The 26,438-nt window shown below is 68.0% G+C and carries 27 protein-coding genes; 21 read left to right on the top strand and 6 right to left on the bottom strand.

Features of this window, described 5'->3' with window-relative positions; all coding sequences use genetic code 11:
• The first annotated feature begins 42 nt into the window (after positions 1–42).
• The 8 genes from GO591_RS09545 (at position 43) to GO591_RS09510 (ending at position 9,326) form a co-directional block, all read left to right on the top strand.
• Positions 43–2,208: an ATP-dependent DNA helicase RecG gene (locus GO591_RS09545; protein WP_157156602.1), complete on the top strand. Its 2,166-nt coding sequence runs from the start codon at positions 43–45 to the stop codon at positions 2,206–2,208.
• Positions 2,209–2,269: 61 nt separating this feature from the next.
• The gene (gene coaD / locus GO591_RS09540; RefSeq protein WP_157156601.1) at positions 2,270–2,758 is read left to right on the top strand and encodes a pantetheine-phosphate adenylyltransferase; all 489 of its coding nucleotides are present in this window, start codon (positions 2,270–2,272) and stop codon (positions 2,756–2,758) included.
• Position 2,759: 1 nt separating this feature from the next.
• Positions 2,760–3,758, top strand: a complete 999-nt coding sequence (locus GO591_RS09535; protein ID WP_157156600.1) for a TIGR03557 family F420-dependent LLM class oxidoreductase — start codon at positions 2,760–2,762, stop codon at positions 3,756–3,758.
• Positions 3,755–4,543 (top strand): coenzyme F420-0:L-glutamate ligase, encoded by a 789-nt coding sequence (locus tag GO591_RS09530; RefSeq protein ID WP_157156599.1) that lies wholly within the window; start codon positions 3,755–3,757, stop codon positions 4,541–4,543. The genes GO591_RS09535 and GO591_RS09530 overlap by 4 nt, the downstream gene beginning before the upstream one ends.
• Before the next feature lie 65 nt (positions 4,544–4,608).
• The gene (locus GO591_RS09525) at positions 4,609–5,577 is read left to right on the top strand and encodes an AAA family ATPase (RefSeq protein WP_157157861.1); all 969 of its coding nucleotides are present in this window, start codon (positions 4,609–4,611) and stop codon (positions 5,575–5,577) included.
• Positions 5,578–5,579: 2 nt separating this feature from the next.
• Positions 5,580–6,848, top strand: coding sequence for a DUF58 domain-containing protein (locus GO591_RS09520; protein ID WP_157156598.1), 1,269 nt, complete (start codon positions 5,580–5,582; stop codon positions 6,846–6,848).
• On the top strand, positions 6,835–9,036 hold the full coding sequence (locus GO591_RS09515) for a transglutaminase TgpA family protein (protein ID WP_157156597.1): 2,202 nt from the start codon (positions 6,835–6,837) through the stop codon (positions 9,034–9,036). Before GO591_RS09520 ends, GO591_RS09515 begins: the two co-directional genes overlap by 14 nt.
• 8 nt (positions 9,037–9,044) lie before the next feature.
• Entirely contained in the window at positions 9,045–9,326 is a 282-nt protein-coding gene (locus GO591_RS09510; RefSeq protein ID WP_157156596.1) for an ATP-binding cassette domain-containing protein, read from the top strand.
• 22 nt (positions 9,327–9,348) lie between these two features.
• Here GO591_RS09510 and msuE read toward each other — a convergent pair whose 3' ends face one another.
• A complete protein-coding gene (msuE, locus tag GO591_RS09505; RefSeq protein ID WP_157156595.1) occupies positions 9,349–9,930 on the bottom strand; it encodes an FMN reductase in 582 nt (193 codons plus the stop codon).
• Positions 9,931–10,051: 121 nt separating this feature from the next.
• On the opposite strand from msuE, the gene GO591_RS09500 reads away from it, so the two are divergent.
• The gene (locus tag GO591_RS09500; RefSeq protein ID WP_157156594.1) at positions 10,052–11,431 is read left to right on the top strand and encodes an LLM class flavin-dependent oxidoreductase; all 1,380 of its coding nucleotides are present in this window, start codon (positions 10,052–10,054) and stop codon (positions 11,429–11,431) included.
• A gap of 41 nt (positions 11,432–11,472) precedes the next feature.
• Here the strand turns inward: GO591_RS09500 and GO591_RS09495 are convergent, their stop codons facing one another.
• Complete coding sequence (locus tag GO591_RS09495) at positions 11,473–11,733, bottom strand: LLM class oxidoreductase (protein ID WP_370455244.1); 261 nt, start codon at positions 11,731–11,733, stop codon at positions 11,473–11,475.
• Positions 11,734–11,879: 146 nt separating this feature from the next.
• Here GO591_RS09495 and cofC point away from each other — a divergent pair, with 146 nt between their 5' ends.
• Positions 11,880–12,479: a 2-phospho-L-lactate guanylyltransferase gene (gene cofC, locus GO591_RS09490; RefSeq protein WP_157156593.1), complete on the top strand. Its 600-nt coding sequence runs from the start codon at positions 11,880–11,882 to the stop codon at positions 12,477–12,479.
• A gap of 36 nt (positions 12,480–12,515) precedes the next feature.
• Here the strand turns inward: cofC and cofD are convergent, their stop codons facing one another.
• The 4 genes from cofD to GO591_RS09470 are packed head-to-tail and all read right to left on the bottom strand — an operon-like array spanning position 12,516 to position 16,327.
• Positions 12,516–13,478, bottom strand: a complete 963-nt coding sequence (gene cofD, locus GO591_RS09485; RefSeq protein ID WP_157156592.1) for a 2-phospho-L-lactate transferase — start codon at positions 13,476–13,478, stop codon at positions 12,516–12,518.
• A complete protein-coding gene (locus GO591_RS09480; protein ID WP_157156591.1) occupies positions 13,475–14,257 on the bottom strand; it encodes an ABC transporter ATP-binding protein in 783 nt (260 codons plus the stop codon). Before GO591_RS09480 ends, cofD begins: the two co-directional genes overlap by 4 nt.
• Entirely contained in the window at positions 14,254–15,330 is a 1,077-nt protein-coding gene (locus tag GO591_RS09475) for a putative F420-0 ABC transporter permease subunit (RefSeq protein ID WP_157156590.1), read from the bottom strand. Before GO591_RS09475 ends, GO591_RS09480 begins: the two co-directional genes overlap by 4 nt.
• Before the next feature lie 4 nt (positions 15,331–15,334).
• Complete coding sequence (locus tag GO591_RS09470) at positions 15,335–16,327, bottom strand: putative F420-0 ABC transporter substrate-binding protein (protein WP_157156589.1); 993 nt, start codon at positions 16,325–16,327, stop codon at positions 15,335–15,337.
• Positions 16,328–16,525: 198 nt separating this feature from the next.
• Between GO591_RS09470 and GO591_RS09465 the strand changes: the two genes are divergently transcribed.
• The 11 genes from GO591_RS09465 to rnc all read left to right on the top strand — a co-directional run bounded on the left by GO591_RS09465 (position 16,526) and on the right by rnc (position 26,438).
• Positions 16,526–17,374: a nitrilase-related carbon-nitrogen hydrolase gene (locus tag GO591_RS09465; RefSeq protein WP_157156588.1), complete on the top strand. Its 849-nt coding sequence runs from the start codon at positions 16,526–16,528 to the stop codon at positions 17,372–17,374.
• 9 nt (positions 17,375–17,383) lie between these two features.
• Complete coding sequence (gene hydA, locus GO591_RS09460) at positions 17,384–18,817, top strand: dihydropyrimidinase (protein ID WP_157156587.1); 1,434 nt, start codon at positions 17,384–17,386, stop codon at positions 18,815–18,817.
• Positions 18,818–18,824: 7 nt separating this feature from the next.
• Entirely contained in the window at positions 18,825–19,841 is a 1,017-nt protein-coding gene (locus GO591_RS09455; protein WP_157156586.1) for a TIGR03842 family LLM class F420-dependent oxidoreductase, read from the top strand.
• A complete protein-coding gene (locus tag GO591_RS09450; protein WP_157156585.1) occupies positions 19,838–20,752 on the top strand; it encodes an ABC transporter permease in 915 nt (304 codons plus the stop codon). Before GO591_RS09455 ends, GO591_RS09450 begins: the two co-directional genes overlap by 4 nt.
• Entirely contained in the window at positions 20,749–21,549 is an 801-nt protein-coding gene (locus GO591_RS09445; protein WP_157156584.1) for an ABC transporter ATP-binding protein, read from the top strand. Before GO591_RS09450 ends, GO591_RS09445 begins: the two co-directional genes overlap by 4 nt.
• On the top strand, positions 21,549–22,322 hold the full coding sequence (locus GO591_RS09440) for an ABC transporter permease (protein ID WP_157156583.1): 774 nt from the start codon (positions 21,549–21,551) through the stop codon (positions 22,320–22,322). The genes GO591_RS09445 and GO591_RS09440 overlap by 1 nt, the downstream gene beginning before the upstream one ends.
• 33 nt (positions 22,323–22,355) lie before the next feature.
• Positions 22,356–23,492 carry an ABC transporter substrate-binding protein gene (locus tag GO591_RS09435; protein ID WP_157156582.1) on the top strand — a complete coding sequence of 379 codons (1,137 nt, stop codon included), beginning with the start codon at positions 22,356–22,358 and terminating at the stop codon, positions 23,490–23,492.
• Positions 23,493–23,555: 63 nt separating this feature from the next.
• Positions 23,556–24,908: an aspartate aminotransferase family protein gene (locus GO591_RS09430; RefSeq protein ID WP_157156581.1), complete on the top strand. Its 1,353-nt coding sequence runs from the start codon at positions 23,556–23,558 to the stop codon at positions 24,906–24,908.
• Positions 24,909–24,932: 24 nt separating this feature from the next.
• Positions 24,933–25,499 carry a YceD family protein gene (locus tag GO591_RS09425; protein WP_157156580.1) on the top strand — a complete coding sequence of 189 codons (567 nt, stop codon included), beginning with the start codon at positions 24,933–24,935 and terminating at the stop codon, positions 25,497–25,499.
• A gap of 2 nt (positions 25,500–25,501) precedes the next feature.
• Positions 25,502–25,705 (top strand): 50S ribosomal protein L32, encoded by a 204-nt coding sequence (gene rpmF / locus GO591_RS09420; RefSeq protein WP_157156579.1) that lies wholly within the window; start codon positions 25,502–25,504, stop codon positions 25,703–25,705.
• Between the two features lie 64 nt (positions 25,706–25,769).
• Positions 25,770–26,438, top strand: coding sequence for a ribonuclease III (rnc, locus tag GO591_RS09415; RefSeq protein WP_370455350.1), 669 nt, complete (start codon positions 25,770–25,772; stop codon positions 26,436–26,438).

Here is a 26,438-nt window from a genome sequence, read left to right as displayed (position 1 = left end):
AGCCTAGACGGCGCTGTCAGAGGCGCCCGGTAGCCTCGAGGAGTGACCTCCCCGCTCGATGCCAAGCTCTCCGAAGCGCTCGGCGGCCGCACGGCGAACGCCTTCGAGAAGGGTCTCGGGCTGCGCACGATCGGCGACCTGCTCAGCCACTACCCGCGCCGTTACGCCCGCCGGGGCGAGCTGACCGCGCTTGAGGAACTCGAGCTGGACGCGAGCGTCACCATCGTCGCCGAGGTGCTCCAGGTGGCGACCCGCACGATGAAGAACCGCAAGGGCTCGATCCTCGATGCGAAGATCAGCGACGGCCGGGGCATCCTGACCCTCACCTTCTTCAACCAAAAATGGCGAGAGAACGAGCTCAAGCCGGGAGTTCGCGGCATCTTCGCCGGCAAGGTGAGCCAGTACAAAGGCGTCAGGCAGCTCGCGCACCCCGATTACCAGTTGTTTGAAGACAGTGCGGCGGTCGGCGTTGATGCCGCGGCCAAGTGGGCGACGCAGCCGATTTCCATCTACCCGGCCACCTCGACGGTGAAGTCCTGGCAGATCCAGAACGCGGTCGGGGTGGTCCTCGACACACTGCCGCCGCTTGACGATCCGGTACCCGAGGTGGTGCGTGCCGAGCGCGGGCTGCTCGACTTCCGCCGCGCGCTCGAACTGCTGCACCGCCCCGAGAAGGATGCCGACTGGCGCGCCGCGCGCAAGACGCTGCGCTTCCAGGAGGCGTTCGTGCTGCAGACCGCGCTGCTCGCCCAGCGTGCCGCGCTGCGTGAGCGACCGGCGATCCCACGGCTGCCCGGACGGTTGGCCACCGGCTTCGACGAGTCCATGCCGTTCCAGCTGACCGACGACCAGCGTCTGGTCGGCGACGAGATCGCCCGCGACCTGGCCGCCGAGACGCCGATGAACCGGCTGGTGCAGGGGGAGGTCGGCTCGGGCAAGACCCTGGTCGCGCTGCGGGCGATGCTCTCCGTCGCCGACACCGGTGGGCAGTCGGCGCTGCTTGCGCCCACCGAGGTGCTCGCCGCGCAGCACCTGCGCTCGATCGTGAAGACCCTCGGCCCAGACCTGGCCGCCGAATTGCGGCCGACCCTGATCACCGGGCAGCTGACCGCCGCGGAACGCCGCAAGGCGCTGCTCGCCGCCGCCGTGGGCAGCGCGCGCATCATCGTCGGAACCCACGCCCTGCTTGGCGAGAAGGTGAGCTTCGCCGACCTGGGTCTGGTCGTCGTCGATGAACAGCACCGGTTCGGCGTCGACCAGCGCGAGGCGCTCCGGCAGAAGGGCGTCACCCCGCCGCACGTGCTGGTGCTCACCGCCACCCCGATCCCACGCACGGTTGCGATGACCGTGTTCGGTGACCTGGACGTGTCCACCATCGCGCAGCTGCCGGCCGGCCGCATCCCGATCGCCTCGTTCGTGTCGCCGCTCGCCGAGAAACCGCACTGGATCGGCCGGGTCTGGGAACGCACCGCCGAAGAACTCGCGCAGGGGCGGCAGGCCTTCGTGGTCTGCCCGGCCATCGAACCGCAGGTGCAGGGCAAGCCGCCGGCGCGCGAGGATGACGGTGAACCGGTCGACGACGAGCCGGCGACCCCCGCCGCGAACGTCACCGAGGTCACCGCGAGCCTGCGCGCGAACCCGGTTCTCGCCGGACGGCGCATCGAGATGCTGCACGGCCGGATGACCAGCGACGAGAAAGACCAGATCATGCGCGCCTTCGCCGATGGCGCGATCGACGTCCTGGTCGCCACCACGGTGATCGAGGTCGGCGTCGACGTGCCGAACGCGTCGACGATGGTGATCCTCGACGCCGACCGTTTCGGTGTCTCCCAACTGCACCAGCTGCGCGGACGGGTCGGCCGCGGCAGCGTGCCCGGGCTGTGCCTGTTCGTCACCCGCGCCGAGCAGGGCAGCCTCGCTCGCGAACGGGTCGACGCGGTCGCGGCAACCCTCGACGGCTTCGAACTCGCGCAGGTCGATCTCGAGCTGCGCCGCGAGGGCGACGTGCTCGGCAGCATCCAGTCCGGCGGACGCTCCAGCCTCCGGCTGCTGCGTGTGGCCAAGGACGGCGACCTGATCTCCGACGCCCGCGAGCTCGCGGCCGGTGTGATCGATGGCGACCCCACCCTGGCCAGGCATCCGGCGCTGCGGGCAGCCCTTGAACGCCGCCTCGACGAAACCGAACAATCCTTCCTCGCCAAGGCGTAACCGGGCGACATCCGGACGCCCATGCAGAAAACTTGAGACATTCCCTGTGTAATCTGGCGGAATGAGCCGGATCGCTGTCGTTCCTGGGTCCTTCGACCCGGTCACCCTCGGACACCTCGACGTCATCGAACGGGCCGCCGGCCTGTTTGACGAGTTGCACGTGCTGGTGGTGCACAACCCCGACAAGTCCGCGCTGCTGCCGATCGCCCAGCGGGTCAGCCTGCTCACCGAGTCGGTGCGCCAGGCCGGCATGCGGGGCAACATCGTCGTCACCAGCTGGAGCGTCGGCCTGCTGGTCGACTACTGCACGGATGTCGGAGCCAGCGTCATCGTCAAGGGCATCCGATCGCAGGTGGATGTCGCCTACGAAACACCCATGGCGATCGTCAACCGCAACCTGGCCGGCGTCGAGACCGTGTTCATGCTGCCCGACCCGGCGCACGCGCACGTGTCCAGTTCGCTCGTGCGGCAGGTCGCCGCGCTCGGCGGCGACGTCAGCCCATACGTGCCGACGCCGGTTGCGGAGTTTCTCCAAACCCCGGCATCCTGACATGGCGGCAGGCCTGCAGATCGGCTACGCCGCCATGCTGGAGCAGTTCCCGCCGCTGGAGGCCGTCGAACTGAGCCAGTACGCCGAAAGCCACGGCTTCTCCGGCGTGATGGCCGCCGACCACTTCCAACCGTGGGTCCCGCAACAGGGCCAGAGTTCCTTCGTCTGGAACGTGCTGACGGCGATCGGCGAACGCACCACCGGGGACATGGGGCCAGGCGTGACCGCTCCCACCTTCCGCTACCACCCGGCGATGGTCGCCCAGGCCAGCGCCACCCTGGCCGCGATGTACCCGGGCAGGCACTGGCTGGGCATCGGCTCGGGCGAGGCCATCAATGAGCACGTGGTCGGACAGTACTGGCCCGAACCGCCGGAGCGGATCAACCGGATGTTCGAGGCGATCGAGATCATCCGCAAACTGTTCGGCTCGGGCATCTCCGGCCGGGAGGTCAAGCACAACGGTCAGTACTACAAGCTGGAAACCACCCGGCTGTGGACCAGCCCGGCCACGCCACCGCCGATCTACGTCGCCACGGCCGGTCCGGTCACCGCGAAGCGGGCAGGCAAGACCGTGGACGGCCTGATCACCGTCGGCGCGCCGCCGGAGAAGATCGCCAGCCTGTTCGCCCGGTTCGCCGAGGGCGCCCGCGAAGCCGGCAAGGCTCCCGGCCGCAAGGTGCTGCAGCTGCACCTGTCCTGGGCGCCGACCGACGAGGAGGCGATGCGCAACGCCCTCCACGAATGGCCGAACGGCGGAATGCGCTTCCCGAAGGGCGACATCCGCAGCCCGTTCGAACTGGAACAGATGGCGAAACTGGTGCGACCCGAAGACTTCGAAGGCCGGATGGTGGTCTCCAGCGACCCCGACGTGCACCGTGCACACATCCAGCGCTTCGCCGACCTCGGCTTCGACGCGATCTACCTGCACAACGTCGGCCGCAACCAGCGCGAGTGGATCGAGGTCTTCGGCCGCGATGTGCTGCCGAGGCTTAGCCGATGATCACCGTCTTCGCCCTCAGCGGCATCCCCGAGATCGCGCCAGGCGATGACGTCGCCGCGCTGATCGGCGATGCCGCCGACGGGCTGCTCGAGGACGGCGACATCCTCGCCGTCACCTCGAAGATCATCTCCAAGGCTGAAGGGCGGCAGGTCGCCGCGGCCGACCGGGAACAGGCGATCACCGAGCAAACGGTGCGGGTCGTGGCCACCCGCGAGTATCCCGGGGGAGTGACCCGCATCGTCGAGAACCCGCTCGGGATCGTCGCCGCCGCCGCGGGCGTCGACGCCAGCAACACCGCCGACGGCACCGTCCTGCTGCTGCCGGCGGACCCGGATGCCTCCGCCCGCGTGATCGCCGAGCAGTTGCGTGCCCGCTTCGGCCTTCGGATCGGGGTCGTGATCACCGACACCCTCGGCCGTCCCTGGCGTGTGGGTCAGACGGATGTCGCCATCGGCGCAGCCGGCGTGCGAGTGCTCGATGACCTGCGCGGCTCGGTTGACGCCGCCGGCCGGGCGCTGAACGTCACGCTCACCGCCGTTGCCGATGAAATCGCCGCCGCAGCCGACCTGGTGAAGGGCAAGACCTCACAGAACCCGGTGGCGGTCGTGCGCGGACTCGGCCGGCTGGTGGGCGGTTTCGACGAGCCGGGAGCCCGGTCGATTGTGCGTCCCGCCGAGCACGACATGTTCCGGCTGGGCACCGAGGAGGCCTGGCGGGCGGGATTCGAAGCCGGTCGATCCGCACAGTCTCAGGAAACCGGGGGTAGCGCGGAACCGGCTGTGTAGGCAGACTCAGTTTTGTGAATAGCTTGCCCGCGGCTGCCCCGACGTCGCACCGGACACCCGACCTGATGCCCATCGACGAGTTTCAGCGACTGAGTGCGGGAATCGTGTCGGCCGTTGAGACCGTCATCGACGGCAAGCGGGACGCCGTGACCATCGCGCTGACCGTACTGCTGGCCGAGGGCCACCTGCTCATTGAGGATGTGCCGGGTGTCGGCAAGACCATGCTCGCCCGGGCGCTCGCGCGCAGCGTCGACTGCTCGGTGTCGCGCATCCAGTTCACCCCCGACCTGCTGCCCAGCGACATCACGGGCGTCTCGGTCTACAACCAGGCCGATCGTGAGTTCGAGTTCAAGCCCGGCCCGATCTTCGCGAACCTCGTCATCGGCGACGAGATCAACCGGGCAAGCCCGAAGACCCAGTCCGCCCTGCTGGAGAGCATGGAGGAACGCCAGGTCACCGTCGACGGCGCCACCTACCCGCTCGCCGCCCCGTTCACCGTCATCGCGACGCAGAACCCGATCGAGATGGAAGGCACCTACGCCCTCCCCGAGGCGCAGCGCGACCGGTTCATGGCGCGCGTGTCGATGGGTTATCCGGATGCCGCAAGCGAAGTGGCGCTGCTGCGCACTCGTGACATCGAAAGCCCGCTGGACAACGTTGAACCCGTGGTGTCGATCACCGAACTGGGCCGCATGATCCAGGCCGCGCGACACGTGTTCGTCAGCACCGCGGTCGAGCAGTACACCGTTGCGATCGCGCAGGCCACCCGCGTCGACAGGGAACTGCGGCTCGGTGCGAGTCCGCGGGCCACACTGCAGCTGGTGCGGGCAGCCAAGGCGCGCGCCGCCCTCGATGGTCGCGAGTTCGTCCTTCCCGACGATATCGACGCCCTGGCCGTGACCGTGTTCGGGCACCGGCTCATCCCGATCGGACGCTCCGCCGTCGGCGGCTCAAGCCTGCTCGGCACAGCGTCGGTCGGCGACATCATCCGCCGCATCCTCGCCGAGACCCCCGTTCCGCTCGGCGCTGTCTAGCCGTGGCCCGCTCGGCTTCCCTCCGGCGCCGGCTCACCCGACTGAGCAGGCGCGGCTGGGCGCTGGTCTTCGTCGCGGCCGTCGCCTTGGTGAGCGGCTTCGCGTCCAGCCGACTCGAAATGTTTTACATCGCGGCGTTCGCGGCGCTACTGGTGCTGGGCGCGCTGGTCTACATCCACATGCGGCGCCCCCGTTTGCAGACCGGTCGTGACTTTCACCACACCTACCTGAGCGCAGGGCAGGAAGCGCACGGCACCCTGAGCCTGCGCAATCGCGGCACCGCGCCGACCCCACAGATGCGTTGGAGCGAACTGCTGCCCTGGGCGCCGTACCAGACACCGGTCGAGATTCTGCGGCCGATCGCCCCACGGCGTACCGCCACCATCGAATACCGGTTGCGGCCACCGCGCCGAGGGATCTTTGACGTCGGACCGTTGACAATCGACTACGGCGACCCGTTCGGGCTGGTGCACTCCTGGCGTACGATCGCCGACACCGAGCGCATCATCGTCACGCCCCCCGCGGTGATCCTGCCCGACACCGGCCTGGTGCTCGCCGAAGGCGACGGCGCCGCTCAACTCATCCAACGCCGGGCATCCGGCAACGACGATGACCTGATGACCCGGGAGTACCGGGCCGGCGACGCGTTGCGCCGCGTGCACTGGAGGGCCTCCGCCCGCCAGGGTGAGCTGATGGTGCGCCAGGAGGAGCAGCGCACCTACCCCGAGGCTCGCATCATCGTCGACACCCTGTTCGCGGGCTACGGCCAGCGCGGCTTGCTCGATGATCCCGATGTGGAGAACGAACCGTTCGAATGGGTCGTCTCCATGCTGGCCTCTCTCGGCGTGCACCTGCACACCGCCGGGTACCGCGTGCACATCGTCGAGACCGGGGTCGGCCAGGTCGCGCCGCTCGGAGACGCCCAGGAATGGTCCGGCACCGACCATGCCTTCCTGATCAGCCTGGCCGGCATTGGCCTGGTCTCACCAACCGAAGGCCAGGGCTACGTCAATGACGAGCAACCCGGGGCGCGGGGCCCGGTGTTCGCGCTGGTCTCGAACCCCGACCAGCACACCCTCGACTGGCTGACCAGCCAGCGCCGCCCGTATGACCTCGCGCTCGCCTTCGTCGTCCGCGGACTGGATGACACGCCCTCCCGCACTTTGATGGACGCCGGCTGGCACTGCATCGAGGTCACTCCGGATGTCGCCCCGGGCGATGCCTGGACCGCGGCTCTCGCTGAGACAGGGGGCGTCCATGGCCTCGTCTGAGCGACGCGGACGCCGCGAGAACTGGCCGATGACCGGGGCGCTGGCCCTGGCCTTGATCGTCGCCGTGACCGGGCTGTCCAGCGCGCTCGCCGGTTGGGACTGGTGGCTGATGGCGGTCACCAGTTTGTTGCTGGCGCTCGGCACGACCGGCATCCTTCGTCGGTTCACTCGCAGCTTCATCCTTCCCGCGCTCGGTGGAGCCGCCGCCGTTCTCCTGCTGCTGGTGGTCCGCTTCGGCGGAGACACCGCGATCCTCGGCCTGATTCCGACTCCCGACACGTTCGAGCGGTTCGATGAGCTGATTCAGATCGGCCGGGTCACGATCGCCGAGGAGATCGTGCCCGCGGAAGCGGACGAGGGGATGCTGCTGATCATCGGCCTCGGCATCGGACTTCTCGCCGTTGCGATGGATCTCTTCGCGATCACGCTGCGCGCTCCCGCGCTGACCGGACTGCCGCTCCTCGTCGTGGTGGCCATCCCGAGCATCGTGCAGGCGGAACTGACCTCCGCGATGACCTTCGCAGCGACCGCCCTTGCCTGGTTGCTCGTGCTCTGGGTCGACAAACGACGACCGCAGGCGTCCTCGGCGATCGCCGTCGGCGCCGCCGTCGTCGCCGCGAGCCTGATCGTCGCCCCGGTGCTCGGCGGGTTGCGGCCAGAAGGAACCCGCCCGGGAACCGCCCCCGGGCTGCAGGTGGGGGTGAACCCGCTGGTCAACCTCGGCCAGGACCTGCGGCGTTCCGACCCCGTGTTCGCCCTGCGCTACATCACCAGCCGCGAGTCCGGGCACTACCTGCGGATGGTGACCCTCGACAGCTTCGAAGGACTGGATTGGGAGCCCGCGGGCGTCATTCCCGACCGCGACAACACCGTCGACGCGATCGCGTCACCGCCGGGCCTCTCCGACGAGGTCGTGCGCGAGAATGTCACCACCGCCGTCCAGGTCGACGCGATCGTCGGCCGGTGGCTGCCCGTGCCATATCCGCCGAGTTCGGTGACCGGCCTCGAGGGCAACTGGTTCTGGGAACCGGACGGCCTCGCCATCCGCGCCGACAACGCCTACATCCGCTGGCAGGAATACGAGGTCGAGAGCGCCTGGCTGCGGCCCACAGCCGAGCAGCTGCTCGCCGCCGGCGCGACCGTGCCTGACAACGTTGCCGAGTTCACCGCGTTGCCGGAGGGCGTACCCGAGAACATCGTGCAAGTGACCGAGGAGGTCACCGGGGCGGCCACCACCAGCTACGAGAAGGCGATCGCGCTCCAGGACTATTTCCGCGGCGGCGACTTCCAGTACTCGGAGGATGCGCCAGTCGACGAAGGCTACGACGGCAACGGCATCGACGTGATCGGCACCTTCCTGGACGCGAAGAGCGGCTACTGCGTGCACTTCTCCTCGGCGATGGCCGTGATGGCGCGAGTCGCGGGGATCCCGGCGCGAGTGGCGGTCGGGTTCCTGCCGGGCGAGCTGATCACCGACGAAGAGACCCGCGAGCAGTACTACGCGGTGACCTCGCACGACATGCACGCCTGGCCCGAGCTGTACTTCGACCAGGTCGGCTGGGTGCCGTTCGAGCCGACCCCCGGTCGCGGCGTGGTGCCGAACTACGAGGCACCGGTCGTCGACGACCCCGCGACTCCCGACGTCGATGAGTCGCGGCCGGTGCCCGAAGCCGGGGGCGTCCCGTCGGCGACGCCGCGCAACCCGAACCTGCCCCCCGACGAGGACATCGCGATCGGCGGGCCCCAGGCAGTGGACTGGCGTCCGACGATGTGGGCTGTCGGGATGATCGCCGCCGCGCTGCTGGTGATCTTCGCCCCGGCATCCTGGCGTCGATCCGTCAGGTCCCGCCGGCTGCTGAGCCGCAACCCCGAGCGGGTGTGGCAGGAACTGCGCGACACCGCGATCGACTTCGGTATCGGATCCGCCGACACCGAGACCCCACGCGCGTTCGCCTCAAGGCTCGCCGACATCGGCGAGGTGCGTGGCGAGCAACTCGACCGGCTGCGGCAGGCGGTCGAGGAGCACAGTTACGGGGCATACCCGGCCGACGTCGAGATCAGCATCGCCGACGCCCGCGAAGTGATCGCGCGGCTCGAGGCCGGCCACGGGCCGAGAACGCGTCTTCTGGCGCTGCTGTTGCCCGCGTCGCTGCTGCCGAACTTCGCCAGGAGGCTTGTCCCAGCTTAGGCCTCGACGTGACGCATCAGATCGAGGTGCTCGACCTGCTGACCGGCCTCAACAGGGGACGTGGCACCACCTTGGCGATGGTGCTGCACGACCTCAACCTCGCTGCCCGCTACGCCGACCACCTGATCGTGATGGCGAAAGGGTCAGTGGTCGCGGCGGGTCCGCCTGCCGAGGTGCTCACTGAGGGACTCGTTGAGTCCGCGTTCGGACTGTCCTGCCAGATCGTCGCCGACCCGGTCTGCGGCTCGCCGATGGTGGTGCCGATCGGGCGCTTCAACGGCGTCGCCTGAACGCCAGGACGGGACCCTGCGCTCACCACCAGGCGGGACGGTCGACCGTGACCGGTTCGCGGATGACCAACGGCAGCCCCCGGGCAACGGCGGTCTCGATGCGTTCGGCGAGGTCGGGGTTCGAGATCCGGTAATCGGTGAAATCCAAGTCACACGCGTACACGCCGAGCGGCAGGGTGAGCGCCTGGAAGAAGCCGAACAGCGGGCGCAGCTGGTGCTCCAGGATCAGAGCGTGCCGGTCGCTGCCGCCGGTGGCTGCCAGCAGCACCGGCGTGTCGACCAGCTCGTACTGGCCGATGAAGTCGAACAAGTGCTTGAACAGCCCGGTGAATGAGGCCCGGTAGACGGGGCTCGCGACCACCAGCAGGTCGGCCGTCTCGATCCGGCGCAATTCCTCCTCGACCGCGTCCGGCAACTCGTCGCGGCGGATGGCGCCGGCCAGCTGCGGGCCGAGTTCGTCCAGTTCGATAAGGTGCGGATCGATCCGGTGCTGCCGTCCGACCGCGGCGATGATCTCGGTCACCAGGGCGGTCGTCTTCGATGGCCGGTGCAGGCTGCCGGAGACTCCGACGACGGTCAGCGGGGAGCGAGGATCAGTTGCCATGCCCAGACGCTAGATCGATGCATCCGCCCCTGTCGATGCCCTCCGTCACACGGCGTCACCGTATGACGTCCTGTGACGGGTCGGCTATCGCATCCGGCCGATCCCGCCGACCATGGAGCGCATGACCAGGCAGATCCGCTTCAACGCCTTTGACATGAACTGTGTCGCCCACCAGTCCTCGGGGCTATGGCGCCACCCCGACGACCAGTCGTACCGCTACAAGGACCTCGAGTACTGGACCGAGCTCGCGAAGCTGCTCGAACGCGGCCGTTTCGATGGCATCTTCATCGCCGACGTGCTCGGCACCTACGACGTGTACGGCGGCAGCAACGAGGCCGCGATCCGGCACGGCGCCCAGGTTCCGGTGAACGACCCGATGATGCTCGTCTCGGCGATGGCGCTGGTCACCGAGCACCTCGGCTTCGGGGTCACCGCAGGCACCGCGTACGAGCACCCGTACCCGTTCGCGCGGCGGATGACGACGCTGGACCACCTGACCAAGGGACGCGTCGGCTGGAACGTCGTCACCGGCTACCTCCCGTCGGCCGCCCGGAACATGGGGCACGAGGACCAACTCGAGCACGACGACCGCTACGACCATGCTGACGAGTACCTCGAGGTGCTGTACAAGCTGTGGGAGGGTTCCTGGGAGGACGACGCCGTGGTGCGCGACCGCGAGACCGGCGTGTTCACCGACCCGGAGAAGGTGCACGAGATCGGACACCGGGGCAAGCACTTCACGGTTCCCGGCATCCACATCTCCGAGCCGTCGCTGCAACGCACGCCGGTGATCTACCAGGCCGGCGCATCATCGCGAGGGATCGGCTTCGCCGCGGAAAACGCCGAGGCGATCTTCGTCGCCGCGCCCACCAAGGAGGTGCTGACGGGGGTCGTGAAGCGGATCCGGGATGCTCTCGAGGCAGCCGGACGGGACCGTTATGCGGCCCGCATCTACACGTTGCTGACCATCGTCACCGATGAGACTCCCGAGAAGGCACGCGCCAAGTTCGACGACTTCCGGTCCTATGCGAGCGCCGAGGGGGCGCTGGTCTTCATGTCCGGCTGGATGGGCATCGACCTGTCGCAGTACGAACTCGACGAGCCGGTCGGCAATGTGCAGAGCAACGCAATCCAGTCGGTGATCGCGAACTTTCAGGCTTCTGCCGATCTCGGCCGCGAGTTCACCGTGCGGGACATCGGCGAGCACGGCGCGATCGGTGGGCTCGGCCCGGACCTGGTCGGCTCGGGTGCTGAGGTCGCCGACGAGCTGATCCGCTGGGTGGAGGACACGGATGTCGACGGCTTCAACCTGGCGTACGCGATCACCCCTGGCACCTTCGAAGACGTCGTGAAGTTCGTCGTCCCGGAATTGCAGAAGCGCGGCGCCTACCCGGGGGAGTACGAGCCGGGAACGCTGCGGCAGAAGCTGCACGGCCGCGGCGACCGGCTGCCGGACGAGCACCGCGGGGCGAGCTACCGAGTGCAGCGCACCCGGGTGTAGCCACTCCGTCGGTCGAGCTTGCCGAGACCGGTCTGGCAAGCTCAAACCGCGGGATTGCGTTGACCAGCGGGCGGCTCGAGCGCGCGGAGCTTCTCCAGCAGCGGGCCGGCGGCCTCGCCGAGGAAGGCCTCCTGGGTCTGATCGCCGACCTGGACGAGCGCGACATCGGTGAAGCCCGCGTCGACGAACGGCCGGACCGCGTCGACCAGTTCGTCCAGGTCGGGACCGCAGGGAATGCTTTCGGCGATGTCCTCCAGCCGCACGTACTGGCTGGCGTGGGAGAAACCGGCCGGTGTGGGCAAGTCGGCGTTGCGCGGCCTCCACGCTGCAGTAGCCCCCCGCCCACTCGCTGAGTTAGCCAAAAATGCTAGTTGTTCGCGCCGCGCACTAGCATTTTCGGCTAACTCATGAAATGGGGGTTGTTGGGGGCGGATAGGCTCGGGGAACTATGCCCGCCTGGTCCCTCGTGCTGCCGATCAAGGGCGCGATCGGCAAGTCGCGGTTGGACGTCGCGGATGCCGCTGACCGGCGTGAGCTCGCCGTGGCGTTCGCGCTCGACGCGCTCGACGCGGTGCTCACAGCCACAAGCGTCGGCCGAGTCGTGGTGGTCACCGCCGATGAGGAACTCGCGGCCGGCCTGCCGGAGCGGGTCGAGCTGATGGCTGACCCGCGGCACGGGCTGAACGCCGCCATTCGCGCCGGACTCGCGGTGCTGGACCCGGCCGCACCCGGTGGGGTGCTGCTCGCCGACCTGCCCGCGCTTCGCCCCGACGAATTGGATGCGGCGCTGGAGATGGCTGCGCAGCATCCGCTGGCATTGGTTCCGGATGCCGCGGGCACCGGCTCCACGCTGACCACGGCCCTGCGGGCGGACTCGCTCGTGCCCCGGTTCGGCGAGGGCTCACGCAGCGCCCACGAGCAGTCTGGACACGTCGTGCTGGCCGTGCCGGAGACATCCGGACTCCGCCGCGACGTCGACAGCCTCGCCGACCTGGACATTGCCCGGACTCTCGGCCTCGGCCGGCACACCAGAGCCGTCCTCGACTGACCGGTCCGCAACCTCATTGGGGGGAGGCGAGGTCGCTCAGCCGCGCGCGAGGTCCAGGGCCGCGCGGGCGATCGCCGCCGACTCGTCCAGTGAGGACAGGTACAGCGGGCGAGCAACCGTGCGGATGCCGTCGCCGCCGAGCCGGGGAACCACCGAAGCATCCGCGTCGTCGACCAGCCAGCCATCGAGCAGCCCACCACCGGACCGCGCGCCGTAGTGCCGTGCGACCGCGTCAGCCGACACGTCGACACCGATCGCGCTCAGACACTCGGCCGCCATGCCACGCAACGCCGCGCCGCCGATGATGGGGGACACCCCGACCACCGGCGCCGGCGACGCCATGAGCGCCGCCCGCAGCCCCGGCACGCCGAGGATCGTCCCGATCGACACGACCGGGTTCGACGGGGCGAGCACCACGACATCCGCAGTGGCGAGAGTCTCGAGCACTGCATCCGTCGGCCGTGCCTCGGCGACGCCCACCTGCTCGAAGCCGAGCGCGGGCAGCTGCGCCCGGGTGCGCACCCACCATTCCTCGAAATGCAGCAACCCCTCGGCCGTGCGGACGTGCGTCTCAACGCGCTGGTCGCTCATCGGCAGCAGCCGCACTCCGAGGTCCCAGCGTGCGCTCAGCCGCGCGGTGGCCTCCGTCAGGGTCAGCCCATCGCGCAGCAGGCTGGTGCGCGCGAGGTGCGTGCCGAGGTCAAGGTCACCGAGGGTGAACCACGGCCAGCCGACCCCGTATGCCGTCAACTCGGCCGCGACCCGCTCGCTCTCCCCGGCGCGACCCCAGCCCCGCTCGGCGTCGTTCACCCCGGCGAGCGCGTACATGATCGAATCGAGGTCCGGGCAGACCCGCACCCCGGCCAGCCACATGTCGTCGCCGGTGTTCACAACCACGGAGATGTCGGCGTCGGGCGCCGCGTGCCGCAAACCGCGCACGAACTTGGCGCCGCCGACGCCGCCGGCCAGCACGGCGATCTTCAAGGCTGCACCACTCATGAGTCCTCCTCTGGGGCGAAGGCGATCACCGGGCGGCCGGAGAACGGATGCTCCAGCACCGTAGCCTGCACCCCATACACGTCGTGAATCAGGTCCGCGGTGAGCACCGAACGTGGGTCACCGGTGGCAACCACACGCCCGCCGGCCAGCACCACGACCTGGTCGGCGTAAGTGGCCGCGAGCGTGAGATCGTGCAGCGCCGCGACCGCGGTCACCCCGCCCCGGGCGAGTCGGCGCAGCAGTTCGAGCGTTGACAGTTGCGCCCGAATATCCAGATGGTTCGTCGGCTCGTCCAGCAGCAACAGGCGCGGCTCCTGAGCGAGCGCGCGGGCCAGGTGCACCCGTTGGCGCTCGCCGCCGGACAGCGAGTCGAACAGCCGGTCGGCGAAGTCGGCCATGTCGACCGTCGCGAGGGCGGCGGTGACCGCTTCATCGTCCGCGGCACTCGCTGCTGCGAGCAGCGACCGGTGCGGGGTGCGTCCGAGTTCGACGGCCGCCCGTACCGTCAGCGCGGTCTCGGCATGCAGTTCCTGCTCGACCACCGCGACGACCCGCGCCCGGGCACGGCGTCCGAGCGCGAGCAGGTCGTCCCCCTGGAACCCGACCGCTCCGGCTTCAAGCGGCAGCAGCCCGGCGATCCCGCGCAACAGGGTGGTCTTGCCAGCACCGTTCGGTCCGACCAGCGCGGTCAGCCCACCACCGGGCGCGGCAAGCTTCACCGCATCGACGATTCTGCGGGCGCCGAGCGTGATCGCGGCATCCGTCACCGTGAGCGTCATCCGGTGGCCTTCCTGGTCAGCAGCGCCGCGAACACCGGCGCGCCGATGATCGCGGTGACGATGCCCACCGGCAGTTCCCGCGGATCGAACAGCGTGCGCGCCAGCGTGTCCGCCCAGATCAGCACGATCGCGCCGGCGAGGGCCGACAGCGGCAGCAGCACCCGATGACGCGAGCCGGTGAGCAGCCGCACAGCATGCGGCAGCACCAGCCCGATGAATCCGATCGATCCGCTCACCGACACCATCGCGCCGGTGAGCAGCGCGGTCGCGGCCAGCAGCAGCCAGCGCGTGCCGGCGACGTTGATGCCGAGCGCAGAGGCGGTCGTGTCACCGAAGGCGAAGCCGTCGAGGATGCCGCCGCTGAACAACACCGGCAGCCCGACAATGAGCAGCGCCCCACCGGCGATGGCGACGGTCGTCCAATCCGCTCCGGCGAGCGAGCCGAGCAGCCAGGACAGGATCTCCCGGAACGAGTCGCCGGTCGCCGACCAGAAGATCACCAGGCTCGTCACCGCGGCCGCCAGCGCCGAGACCGCGACGCCGGCAAGGACCGTGCGGGTCGGGGTGACCCCGCCCGATGCGCCTGCCAGCAGCAGCGTGGCGAGTAACGCGGCGAAGGCACCGATGAACGCGGCGACCGGCAGCAGGAGACCGAGTCCGAGCAGCAGCACGGCAACCGCCCCGAGTGACGCGCCCGACGACAACCCGAGCAGGTACGGGTCGGCAAGCGGGTTGCGAGTCAGCGCCTGCATCACCGCACCGCTGATCGCAAGGCCGGCACCGACGGCGGCGGCCGTCAGCACGCGCGGGAGGCGTAACTCCCAGACGATGCCGTCGCGCAGCACACTGAGAGGGCTCTCCCCGAAGCCGAGGTGCGCGGCAACCGACTGGAACACCTCGAGCGGGCGGATGTCCGCGGCACCGAAGCAGATCGCGGCGACGATCGAGGCCAGCAGGATGGCGAGAAGCGCGGCTGCCCAGCCCCAGGTGCGGCGGCGATTAAGCTGCCGCTGGTCGAGCTTGCCGAGGCCTGGTCTCGGCAAGCTCGACCAGCGGGGACGGGTGGTCGGCATCCGCTCAGTCGAGTCCGCGGCCAAGGCCGAGCTCGTCCAGCTGGGCGGTGATCGAGACGACCGCGTCCACATTGCGCACGCCGGCCTCACCGGCAGCGAACGGGATGGTGATGAAGCGTTCGTTCTTGACCGCTTCTAGCTGCGCGGTGACCGGGTTCGAGCGCAGCAGGTCCATCTTCGTGGCGGCGGTGTTCCAGGAGGCGTCGACGAGCACGATGACATCCGGGTTCGCCTCGATGATCGCTTCCCAGCCGAGCGACGTCCAGGTGTCACGTACGTTTGCCGCGACGTTTCTCAGCCCGGCCGCCTCGAGGATCATCTGCGGTGCGCCGATGCCGGCGCCGACGTACGGCGTGTCCGTGCCGGAGGAATACCAGAGCGCTGACAGCCCTGCGGTCGACGGTTCGAGACTGGCGAGCGCTGCCCGTTGCTCAGCGATGAGCGCGGCGGCGGCGTCGGCGGCTCTGAACACTCGACCGGCTTCCGTGATCTCGTCGAAGAGCACGTCGAAGGTGAGTTTGTCGGGCTGGTAGCCCGGGTCCTTACAGGCCGACGGCGCCACGTAACTGTCGACGCCGAGCGCGGCGAGGGTGTCGCGTTCCCCGGCGGTGTCCGCGGTGAGATTCGACTCCCATCCGGCGTAGACGAGATCCGGCTCAAGCTCGAGCACAGCCTCCTGCCCCGGTGCAAAATCGCTGATCATGGGCAGGTTCGCCGCATCGTCGGCCCAGCGATCTGGCACCGGTCCGTCAAGGAACGCGGCCCCGACGATCCGGTCGGCGAGGCCGAGCGCGAGCAGCATTTCGGTCGTCGTGGACTTTATTGTGACAATCCGCTCGGGAGCGCTGTCGAGCGTGAGCTCGAAGCCGCAATTGTCGACGACAACGATCCGCGGCAGTGTGTCAGCCGGGGTCGCCGGCGCGGGCGCGGCGGTGCAGCCGGCGAGCGCCAGAATCCCGGCGGCTGACAGGGGGATGAAGGCAAAGCGGCGGGGCATGGGACTCCTCGAGTCGCGCATCGAACGGATGTCGCGGACGCAGCCATAGGAATCGAACCAGCTGTTCCAACCGGGGAATCAGCACGCCGCGCCAGACCTGGCGTGAGGGGTCGAGATGTTCTCTACTCTACGCGGGGTCTTGTCCCGCCGCGCGGGCGAGTCTAGGTTTACGCCAACGAGCTAGCGACTGGAGGGTTCATGACCATCGTCCGAGCAGCAATCACCCAAACGACATGGACGGGTGACAAAGAGTCCATGATCAAGAAGCACGAGGACTTCCTGCGGGAGGCCGCCAGGCAAGGCGCGCAGGTCATCTGCTTCCAGGAACTGTTCTACGGGCCGTACTTCGGCATCACCGAGGATGCCAAGTATTACGAATACGCCGAGCCCGCAGACGGGCCCATCGTGCAACGCTTCGCCGCGCTGGCGAAGGAGCACAACATCGTCACCATCCTCCCGATCTACGAGGAGGACATGCCTGGCGTCTACTACAACACCGCCGTCGTCATCGATGCGGACGGCAGCATCGTCGGCAAGTACCGCAAGCACCACATCCCCAACCTCGACAAGTTCTGGGAGAAGTTCTACTTCCGTCCCGGCAACCTGGGCTACCCGGTGTTCAACACCGCGGTCGGCCCCATCGGCGTCTACATCTGTTACGACCGGCACTTCCCCGAGGGATGGCGCGAGCTGGGGCTGAACGGCGCCCAGATCGTGTTCAACCCGAATGCCACCAAGCCGGGCCTGTCGAACCGGCTGTGGCAGCTCGAGCAGCCCGCGGCCGCCGCGGCGAACGGCTACTTCATCGCCGCGCCCAACCGCGTCGGCACCGAGGACAACGAGTACGGCGAGCTCGCCGTGAACTTCTACGGCTCCAGCCAGTTCGTCGACCCGCAGGGCAACCTGGTCGGCGAGTACGGCAGCGACGAGGATGAAGACCTCGTCATCCGTGATCTCGACCTCGACATGATCCGCCAGGTGCGCAACAACTGGCAGTTCTATCGCGACCGCCGGCCCGATTCCTACACGTCGATTCCGAAGCCGTAGGGAGACGCCATGAAGACTCTCATCAAGAACGGCACCGTTGTGAACGCCACCGGCACCGCGGCCGCCGACGTCCTCGTCGACGGCGGCACCATCGCCGCGGTGCTCGCTCCCGGATCGACCCTGCTCGGCTTCAACGTGGAGCAGAACGTCGACACCGTGATCGACGCCAACGGCAAGTACGTGATCCCGGGCGGCATCGACGCGCACACCCACATGCAGCTGCCGTTCGGCGGCACCGAAGCATCCGACACCTTCGAAACGGGCACCCGCGCCGCCGCGCACGGGGGAACCACCTCGATCATCGACTTCGCCGTGCAGACCTACGGCCAGCGCCTCGAGGACGGCCTCGCCGCCTGGCACGAGAAGGCCTCCGGCAACTGCGCGATCGACTACGGCTTCCATCAGATCGTCGGGGATGTCACCACCGACTCACTCGAGGCCCTGAGGCGCCTGCCAGACGAAGGGGTCACCAGCTTCAAGATGTTCATGGCCTACCCGGGGGTGTTCTACTCCGATGACGCGCAGATCCTGAAGGCAATGCAGGTCTCGCGCGACACCGGCATGCTGACCATGATGCACGCCGAGAACGGTCCAGCCATCGATGTGCTCGCACAGCAACTCGTCGAGCAGGGCAACACCGATCCGTACTATCACGGCATCGCCCGAGCCTGGGAGATGGAGGAGGAGGCGACGCACCGCGCGATCATGCTCGCCAAACTCACCGGAGCCCCGCTCTACGTCGTGCATGTGTCGGCGAAGCAGGCGGTCGAGCAGCTCGCCTGGGCGCGCGACAAGGGACAGAACGTCTTCGGCGAGACCTGTCCGCAGTACCTGTACCTGTCGCTCGAGGACCAGCTCGGTGCCTCGAGCGAGAAGTGGGGGCGGTTCGAGGGCGCCAAGTGGGTGTGCTCGACGCCGCTGCGCTCCCGCGAGGACGGCCACCAGGCCTCGATGTGGCAGGCGCTGCGCACCAATGACCTGCAGATGGTCTCCACCGACCACTGCCCGTTCTGCATGAAGGACCAGAAGGAGCTCGGTGTGAGCGACTTCCGCAAGATCCCGAATGGCATCGGCGGCATCGAGCACCGGATGGACCTGATGTACCAGGGCGTCGTCACCGGCGAGATCACCCTCGAGCGCTGGGTGGAACTGACCAGCACCACCCCGGCGCGGATGTTCGGCCTGTACGGCACCAAGGGTGTCATCCAACCGGGGGCGGATGCCGACATCGTGGTCTACGACCCGAACGGGCACACCTCGATCGGTGTCGAGAAGACCCACCACATGAACATGGACTACTCGGCGTACGAGGGCTACGAGATCGACGGGCACGTTGACACGGTGCTCTCCAGGGGCAAGGTCGTCGTCGATGGCAACCAGTACCTGGGGGCCAAGGGCGACGGCAAGTTCCTCAAGCGCGGCTTGAGCCAGTACCTGATCTGAGGCGATCATGGATTTCGGAGTAGTACTGCAGACCAATCCGCCTGCCTCCCGTACCGTGCACCTGGCGAGCATGGCGGAGCAATACGGGTTCAGCCATGTCTGGACCTTCGACTCGCACCTGCTCTGGCAGGAGCCCTACGTGATCCACAGCCAGATCCTCAGCCAGACCAAACGCGTCATGGTCGGCCCGATGGTGACGAACCCGGCCACCCGCGACTGGACGGTCACGGCATCCGTGTACGCCACCCTCAACGAGATGTACGGCAACCGCACCATCTGCGGCATCGGCCGTGGCGACTCCGCGGTGCGCGTCACCAACGGCGCGCCGACGACGCTGAAGGAGCTGCGCGAATCGATCCACGTCATCCGGGAGCTCGCGAACAGCCGCCCGGTGGACTACCACGGCGCCACCATTCAGTTTCCGTGGAGCCGGGGCTCCCGGCTTGACGTGTGGGTCGCCGCGTACGGTCCGCTGGCCCTGAAACTGGCCGGCGAAGTCGGTGACGGTTTCATCCTGCAGCTGGCCGACCTCGACATCGCCGCCTGGATGATCAAGACGGTCCGGGATGCCGCGGAAGCAGCGGGCCGGGACCCGATGTCGGTCAAATTCTGCGTCGCGGCACCGATGTACATCGGTGATGACTGGCAGCACATGCGCGACCAGTGCCGCTGGTTCGGCGGCATGGTCGGCAACCACGTCGCCGACATCGTGGCCAAGTACGGCGAGCACGGCGCGGTTCCGGATGCCCTCACCGACTACATCAAGGGCCGCGAGGGCTATGACTACAACGAGCACGGCCAGGCCGGCAATGTGCACACCCAGTTCGTGCCCGATGACATCGTCGACCGGTTCTGCGTGCTCGGCACCGCCGCCGACCACATCGAGAAGCTGAAGGCGCTGAAGGACATCGGTGCCGACCAGTTCGCCGGCTACCTGCAGCACGACAACAAGGAGGAGACCTTGCGCGTCTACGGCGAGACCGTGATGCCAGCCCTCCGGGAACACATCGCGGCGAAGAGATGAGCACCGAGCGCCGGATTCCGCCGCGACGTCGCCGATCGCCGCGGCGCACGCTCGCGGTGTGGGGCTTCGGGGCGCTCGGCATCGGCGCGGTTGCGGCCCTGTGGGAGCTCTACAAGCTGCTCGGCCCTTCCGACGGCGTGCTCATCGGTCAGGCGCGCATCCTTCCGCGCACCACCGATCTGGCCATGCCGCACGTCTGGGACATGATCGCCCGGCTCGGTGAACCGGTCACCCGGGCGAGTGGGGCCCGCCCGCTCTGGCTCGAGGTCGCGCTCGCCGCCCTGCTGACCCTGGGTATCGCGGCAGCCGGCTGGGCGGTCGCCCTGGTGGTCGGAATCGCGCTGGCCCTGGTCATGGAGCGCTGGAAGATCGCCGAGTGGGGGCTGCTGCCCTGGATCATCCTCAGCCAGACGATTCCCTTGATCGCCTTCGCCCCGGTCGTGCGCAGTTGGGGGTCGCGCATCGAGATCGGCGCGTTCGAATGGCAGGACTGGATGTCGGTTGCGCTGATCGCCTCGTACCTGGCGTTCTTCCCAATCGCCGTCGGCACACTGCGCGGGCTGCAGTCGCCTGATCAGATCCACGTCGACCTGATGCACACCTACGCCGTCGGCTGGTGGAAGACCCTCATACGCCTCCGGCTGCCCGCGGCAGTTCCATACATCCTTCCCGCGCTGCGCCTCGCGGCCGCGAGCGCGGTTATCGGGGCTGTCGTCGCCGAGGTGTCGACGGGTCTGCAGGGCGGCATCGGACGCATCCTCATCCAGTACGCCGGCCAGGCCTCCGGCGATCCGGCCAAGGCGTGGGGGCCGATCTTCGGGTCCATCGTGCTCGGCCTCGTCGCCGCCGGGTCGATCGCCCTGCTCGGTGTGATCCTGAAGGACTACCGCCGGGTTGAGGTGAACGCATGAACGCTGTGACGGTCACCGGCGTGGACAAGGTGTTCGAGACCAAGTCCGGTCAGGTCCACGCGCTCGAAGGCATCGACCTCACCGTCGGGGCCAAGGAATTCGTGTCACTGATCGGTCCATCCGGATGCGGCAAGTCCACACTGCTGCGCCTGATCGCCGACCTCGACCAGCCGACCACGGGATCCGTGCAGGTCTTCGGCAAGAGCGCCCGCCAGGCGCGGCTCGACCAGGACTACGGCATCGCCTTCCAGCAGGCCGGGCTGCTGCCCTGGCGCACGGTGTCGGCGAACATCGAACTGCCGCTCGCCATGCATGGGGTCAGCCAGGCCGAACGGCGGGCTCGCGTGGCCGAGCTGGTCGACCTCGTCGGCCTCGGCGAGTTCGCCGACCGGTTCCCGGATCAACTGTCGGGAGGAATGCAGCAGCGCGTCGCCATCGCCCGGTCGTTGGCGGAAAAACCGAACCTGCTGCTGATGGACGAACCGTTCGGGGCCTTGGATGAGATGACGAGGGAACGGATGCAGGCGGAGCTCGTGCGCATCCGCCATGAGACCGGCGCGGCGGTGGTCTTCGTCACCCACTCCATCCCCGAGGCGGTGTTCCTCTCCGACCGGGTAGTGGTCATGTCGCCGCGCCCTGGCCGCATCCAGGAGATCCTGCCCATGCGACTCGGAACCGAACGCGGTGAGGAGCTGCGCGAAGAGCACGCGTTCTTCGACATGGTCACCGCCGTGCGCGAGGCGCTGCACCAAGGCTCACCGGCGACCGGTGCGCCGCGCGGAGTGGAGATCCGCTGATGCGCACCGCGAGCGTCTCCCGTGACCGGACGCTGCGGATCATTGCGCCGGTCGTCGCCGGTGTGCTGGTACTGGGCATCTGGCAATTGCTGGTGACCGTCGGCGGAGTGGACGACTACCTGCTGCCCAGTCCGGCCTCGATCATCGAGGAGATCACCGAGTTCTGGCCGTCGATGGTCGCCGCCACCGCGATCACCGGGCTGAATGCCCTGATCGGCCTGGTCGTCGGCTCGTTGTTCGGCATCCTGCTCGCCGTGTTCGCGGCGATCAGCCGCATCGTCGACCGGATGAGCGCTCCTCTCGTCGCCGCGCTGGCGGTCATCCCGATCGTCGCGCTCGCCCCGGTGCTGAACTCGATGTATGGCGCCGGCTCCCAGTTCGGCAGGCAGGCCATCGCCGCGCTCGCCGCCTTCGTGCCGGTGTTCATCAACACGCTGCGCGGGCTGCGCCAGACCCTGCCGGTGCACCGCGACCTGATGCGGGCCTACGCGGCCAGCCGCGGGCAGGTGATGCGCACTGTCACGCTGCCGACGGCGACGCCGTTCGTTTTCACCGGCATCCGCGTTGCCTCATCGCTCGCGGTGATCTCCGCGCTGGTCGCCGAGTACTTCGGGGGACCGCGCGGCGGTCTCGGGGGACTCATCTCCACCTCGGCGGCGTCAAGCGCCTACCCGCGCGCCTGGGCCTATGTGGTCGCCGGCATTGTGCTCGGGCTGGTGTTCTACCTGATCACTCTCGCGCTCGAGCGGGCGGTGACCGCCAGACGTTCCTGACTCACCCGAAAACACCAAGCAGGAAGGATCGACATGAAACACAGCACACGTCGCTACGCGACACTCGGTGCCGCAGGCCTTGCCGCGGCGCTCGTCCTGTCAGCCTGTACCTCCACCGCCAATGACGAGGGCGCCGACGAACTCACCCAGGTGAAGCTGCAACTGCAGTGGCTGCCGCAGGCGCAGTTTGCCGGTTACTTCGCCGCCCAGGAGGAGGGCTTCTTCGAAGAGGAGGGTCTGGAAGTCGAGATCATCCCGTCCGGCGGTGACATCGTGCCGCAGGACGCCCTCGCCAACGGTGACGTCGACTATGCGATCGCCTGGGTGCCCAAGGTGCTCGGGTCGATCGAGGCCGGCGCGAATGTCACCAACATCGCGCAGATCTTCCAACGCTCGGGCACCCTGCAGGTGTCGTGGGCCGACTCGGGGATCGAGTCCGTCGCCGACTTCGAGGGCCGCAGGATCGGCTCTTGGGGCTTCGGTAATGAGTGGGAGATCTTCGCCGCCATGGCTGAGGAGGGGCTCGACTCGACAACGGTGGAGATCATCACGCAGGACTTCAACATGAATGCCTTCCTGCAGGGTGACATCGACGCCGCACAGGCGATGACCTACAACGAGTACGCCCAACTGCTCGAGACGACGGATCCCGAGACCGGTGAGCTGTACACGGCCGAGGACTTCAACGTGATCAGCTACGAGGACACCGTCGGCGCCATGCTGCAGGACGCCATCTGGGCCGACACCGAACGGCTGGAGAGCGATGAGGCGTACCAGGACACCACGGTGGCCTTCCTCAAGGCCGTCATCAAGGGCTGGGCGTTCGCGCGCGACAATCCCGAGGATGCCGCGCAGATCACCCTCGATGCCGGCTCCGGCTGGGGTCCAAGTCACGAGCTGTGGATGGCGAACGAGACCAACAAGTTGATCTGGCCGGCGCCCGATGGCATCGGCGTGATCAACGAGGAGTCCTGGAACGCGACGGTGCAGGCAGCGCTGAGCGCCGTCAACGAGAGCGGTGCGCGCCTGATCACCAGCGAACCGCCCGCGTCAGCCTGGACCAACGAGTACATCGAACGGGCGCTCGACGAACTCGCCGAGGAGGACATCGACGTGACAGGCGAGGACTTCGAACCGATTGAGGTCACCTTGGAAGAAGGCGGCAACTAACGCCATGCTGTCCCCGGGGCATGAGATGCTCCGGGGACACCGGCATTTTGTAAAGGGAGCACAATGACCGAGCACAAGACGACCGAGCACGAGACGAAACCATCCGACCCGGCGGCGGGGGAACGCGCCTACGAGCTCGACCGGGCGCATGTTTTCCATTCCTGGTCGGCGCAGGGCTCGCTGCATCCGTTCGTCATTGCGGGTGGCGAGGGGTCAACCATCTGGGATTTCGAGGGCAAGCGCTACCTTGACTTCTCCAGCCAGCTCGTGAACACCAACATCGGTCACCGGCATCCGAAGGTGATCGAGGCGATCAAGAAGCAGGCCGACGTACTGGCCACTGTCGCCCCCGCGCACGCCAACCTGACTCGTGGTGAGGCGGCGGAACGCATCCTCGCCAAGGCCGGCGGCCAGTTCAGCAAGGTCTTCTTCACCAACGGTGGGGCGGACGCCAACGAGAATGCAATGCGGATGGCGCGGCTTGCGACCGGCCGTGACAAGGTGCTCAGCCACTACCGCAGTTACCACGGCAACACCGGCGGAGCCATCGTCGCGACCGGCGACTGGCGCCGGGTGCCGAACGAGTACGCGCGCGGGCACGTGCACTTCTTCGGGCCGTTCCCGTACCGGTCTGAGTTCTGGTCGGACTCGCCCGAGCAGGAGACCGAGCGTTCACTGCACCACCTCGAGCGCGTGATCCAGGCCGAGGGGCCTGAGTCGATCGCCGCGATCCTGGTCGAGACAGTGCCGGGCACCGCAGGCGTGCTGGTGCCGCCGCCCGGGTATCTGCCCGGCCTGCGGAAGATCGCCGACAAGTACGGCATCCTGCTGATCTTCGACGAGGTGATGGCCGGGTTCGGACGCACCGGGGAGTGGTTCGCCTTCCACGGTTTCGACACGGTCCCCGACCTGGTGACCTTCGCCAAGGGAGTGAACTCGGGTTACGTGCCCGCGGGTGGTGTGCTCATCCCGCCCGCGATCGCCGATGTCTTCACCGACAAGGTGTACCCGGGTGGGCTCACCTACTCGGGACATCCGCTCGCCATGGCCGCGATCGTCGCCTCCATCGACGCGATGGAGGACGAGGGGATCATCGAGAACGCACGCGCGATCGGTGAGGAGGATCTGGCACCGGGGCTCGCCGCGCTGCAGGAGGCGCACCCGATCATCGGCGAGGTTCGCGGGCTCGGTGTGTTCTGGGCGCTCGACCTGGTCGAGGACCGCGATACCCGGAAGCCGGTGGCAGGCGCTGTCGTGGCCCAGCTGAAGTCCGAGCTGATGCGGCTCGGGCTGCTGCCGTTCACGTCCGACAACCGCCTGCACGTCGTGCCGCCGTGCGTGGTGACTCCGGCAGAGGTGGCCAAGGCGCTCGACCTGTACGACCAGGCCTTCCTGGTGGTGGAGAACAGTCTGTAGCCAGAGCCGCTAGAATTGATCGCTATGCCTGCGTTCAAGTCCACTCCGTACACCCTCGCGGCGCATGACATCATGCACCGTCCGGGTCAGATGCGAGAGCACCGGATGGAGATCACCGCGTCCGAGCAATTGGGCGACGGCGTTGTCACCGTCAAGGAGGGCACTCCGGTGACCCTCGACGTGCGACTCGAAGGCCTGCATGACGGCATTCTGGTCTCCGCCGACATCGAAACCGTGGCGACCGGGCAGTGCGTCCGATGCCTGATTGACATCGCCCTGCCGGTCGAAGTCGAATTTCAGGAGCTTTTCGCGTATTCTTTCGACGAAGCTTTTGACTACACGGTTCACGATGACCACGTGGATCTTGAACCAGTAGTCAGGGACGCGGTGGTGCTGTCACTGCCGTTCCAGCCGGTCTGCCGGCCGGACTGCCCAGGACTTGACCCGGTGACGGGGGAGCGCCTGGCGGATCATCCGGACAGGAAACCCAGTGAAGTGCTCGACCCGAGATGGTCTGCGCTCGAAGGCTTCCAGGCAGCCGCATCCGACGATGAAGGCGCGGACACCCGCGCCGATAGAGAGAAGAGATAACCATGGCCGTTCCCAAGCGCAGGCAGTCGCGAGCCAACACCCACGCCCGCCGCTCGCAGTGGAAGGCGGCTCCGGTCGCGCTCGTCAAGACCATCGAGAACGGCAAGGTCGTCTACAGCCTGCCGCACCGCGCCAAGGTCGTTGAGGACTCCGCCGGCACCGCCCTGTACATGGAGTACAAGGGCCGCAAGGTCGCCGACGTCTAAGCACGCCGAAATCCGGCCCGTGTCTGTGCCCTCGTCCGAATCGGCTGGGCCCAGCCGGGCCGCTTTGGTGTCCGCGCTCCAGATCCAGATCGATCCTGACCTGCTCGAAGTTGCGCTCACCCACCGTTCGTATGCGTACGAGCACGGCGGACGGCACAACGAACGCCTTGAGTTCCTCGGTGACTCGATCCTCGGCCAGGCGGTGACGGTCAAACTGTTCCGTGAGAACCCGGACCTCGACGAGGGTGACCTCGCGAAGCGCCGGGCCAGCCTGGTCTCCAGTGTCGCCCTCGCCGAGGTGGCCCGACGGATCGGCCTCGGTGACCACATCCGGCTCGGCCGTGGTGAGGAGATGACCGGCGGACGCGACAAGTCGTCGATCCTCGCCGATACCGTCGAGGCGATCATCGGTGCCGCGTACCTCGACCGGGGGCCGGATGAGGCGACCGCACTCGTGCTGCGCCTGATCACCCCGCTGCTCGACGACCCCGACCGCTTCGGTGCGGCGATGGATCCGAAGACCAGCCTGCAAGAACTCGCCGCCAGGCTCGGCCTCGGCGCTCCGAGCTATCGGGTGAGCAACACCGGCCCCGACCACTCAAAGGTGTTCACCGCCGAAGTCCTCGTGGCCGGAAACGTCGTCGCGCACGGCGCAGGCACCAGCAAGAAGCAGGCCGAGATGGCCGGTGCTCTTGAAGCCTGGGCGGTGCTGCAGCAAACCGTCGGCGACTGA

The organism is Diaminobutyricimonas sp. LJ205, assembly GCF_009755725.1.
GTDB lineage: Bacteria > Actinomycetota > Actinomycetes > Actinomycetales > Microbacteriaceae > Ruicaihuangia.
Note: the sequence above shows the minus strand (reverse complement) of the source record. Positions and strands in the feature narration are given on the sequence as shown.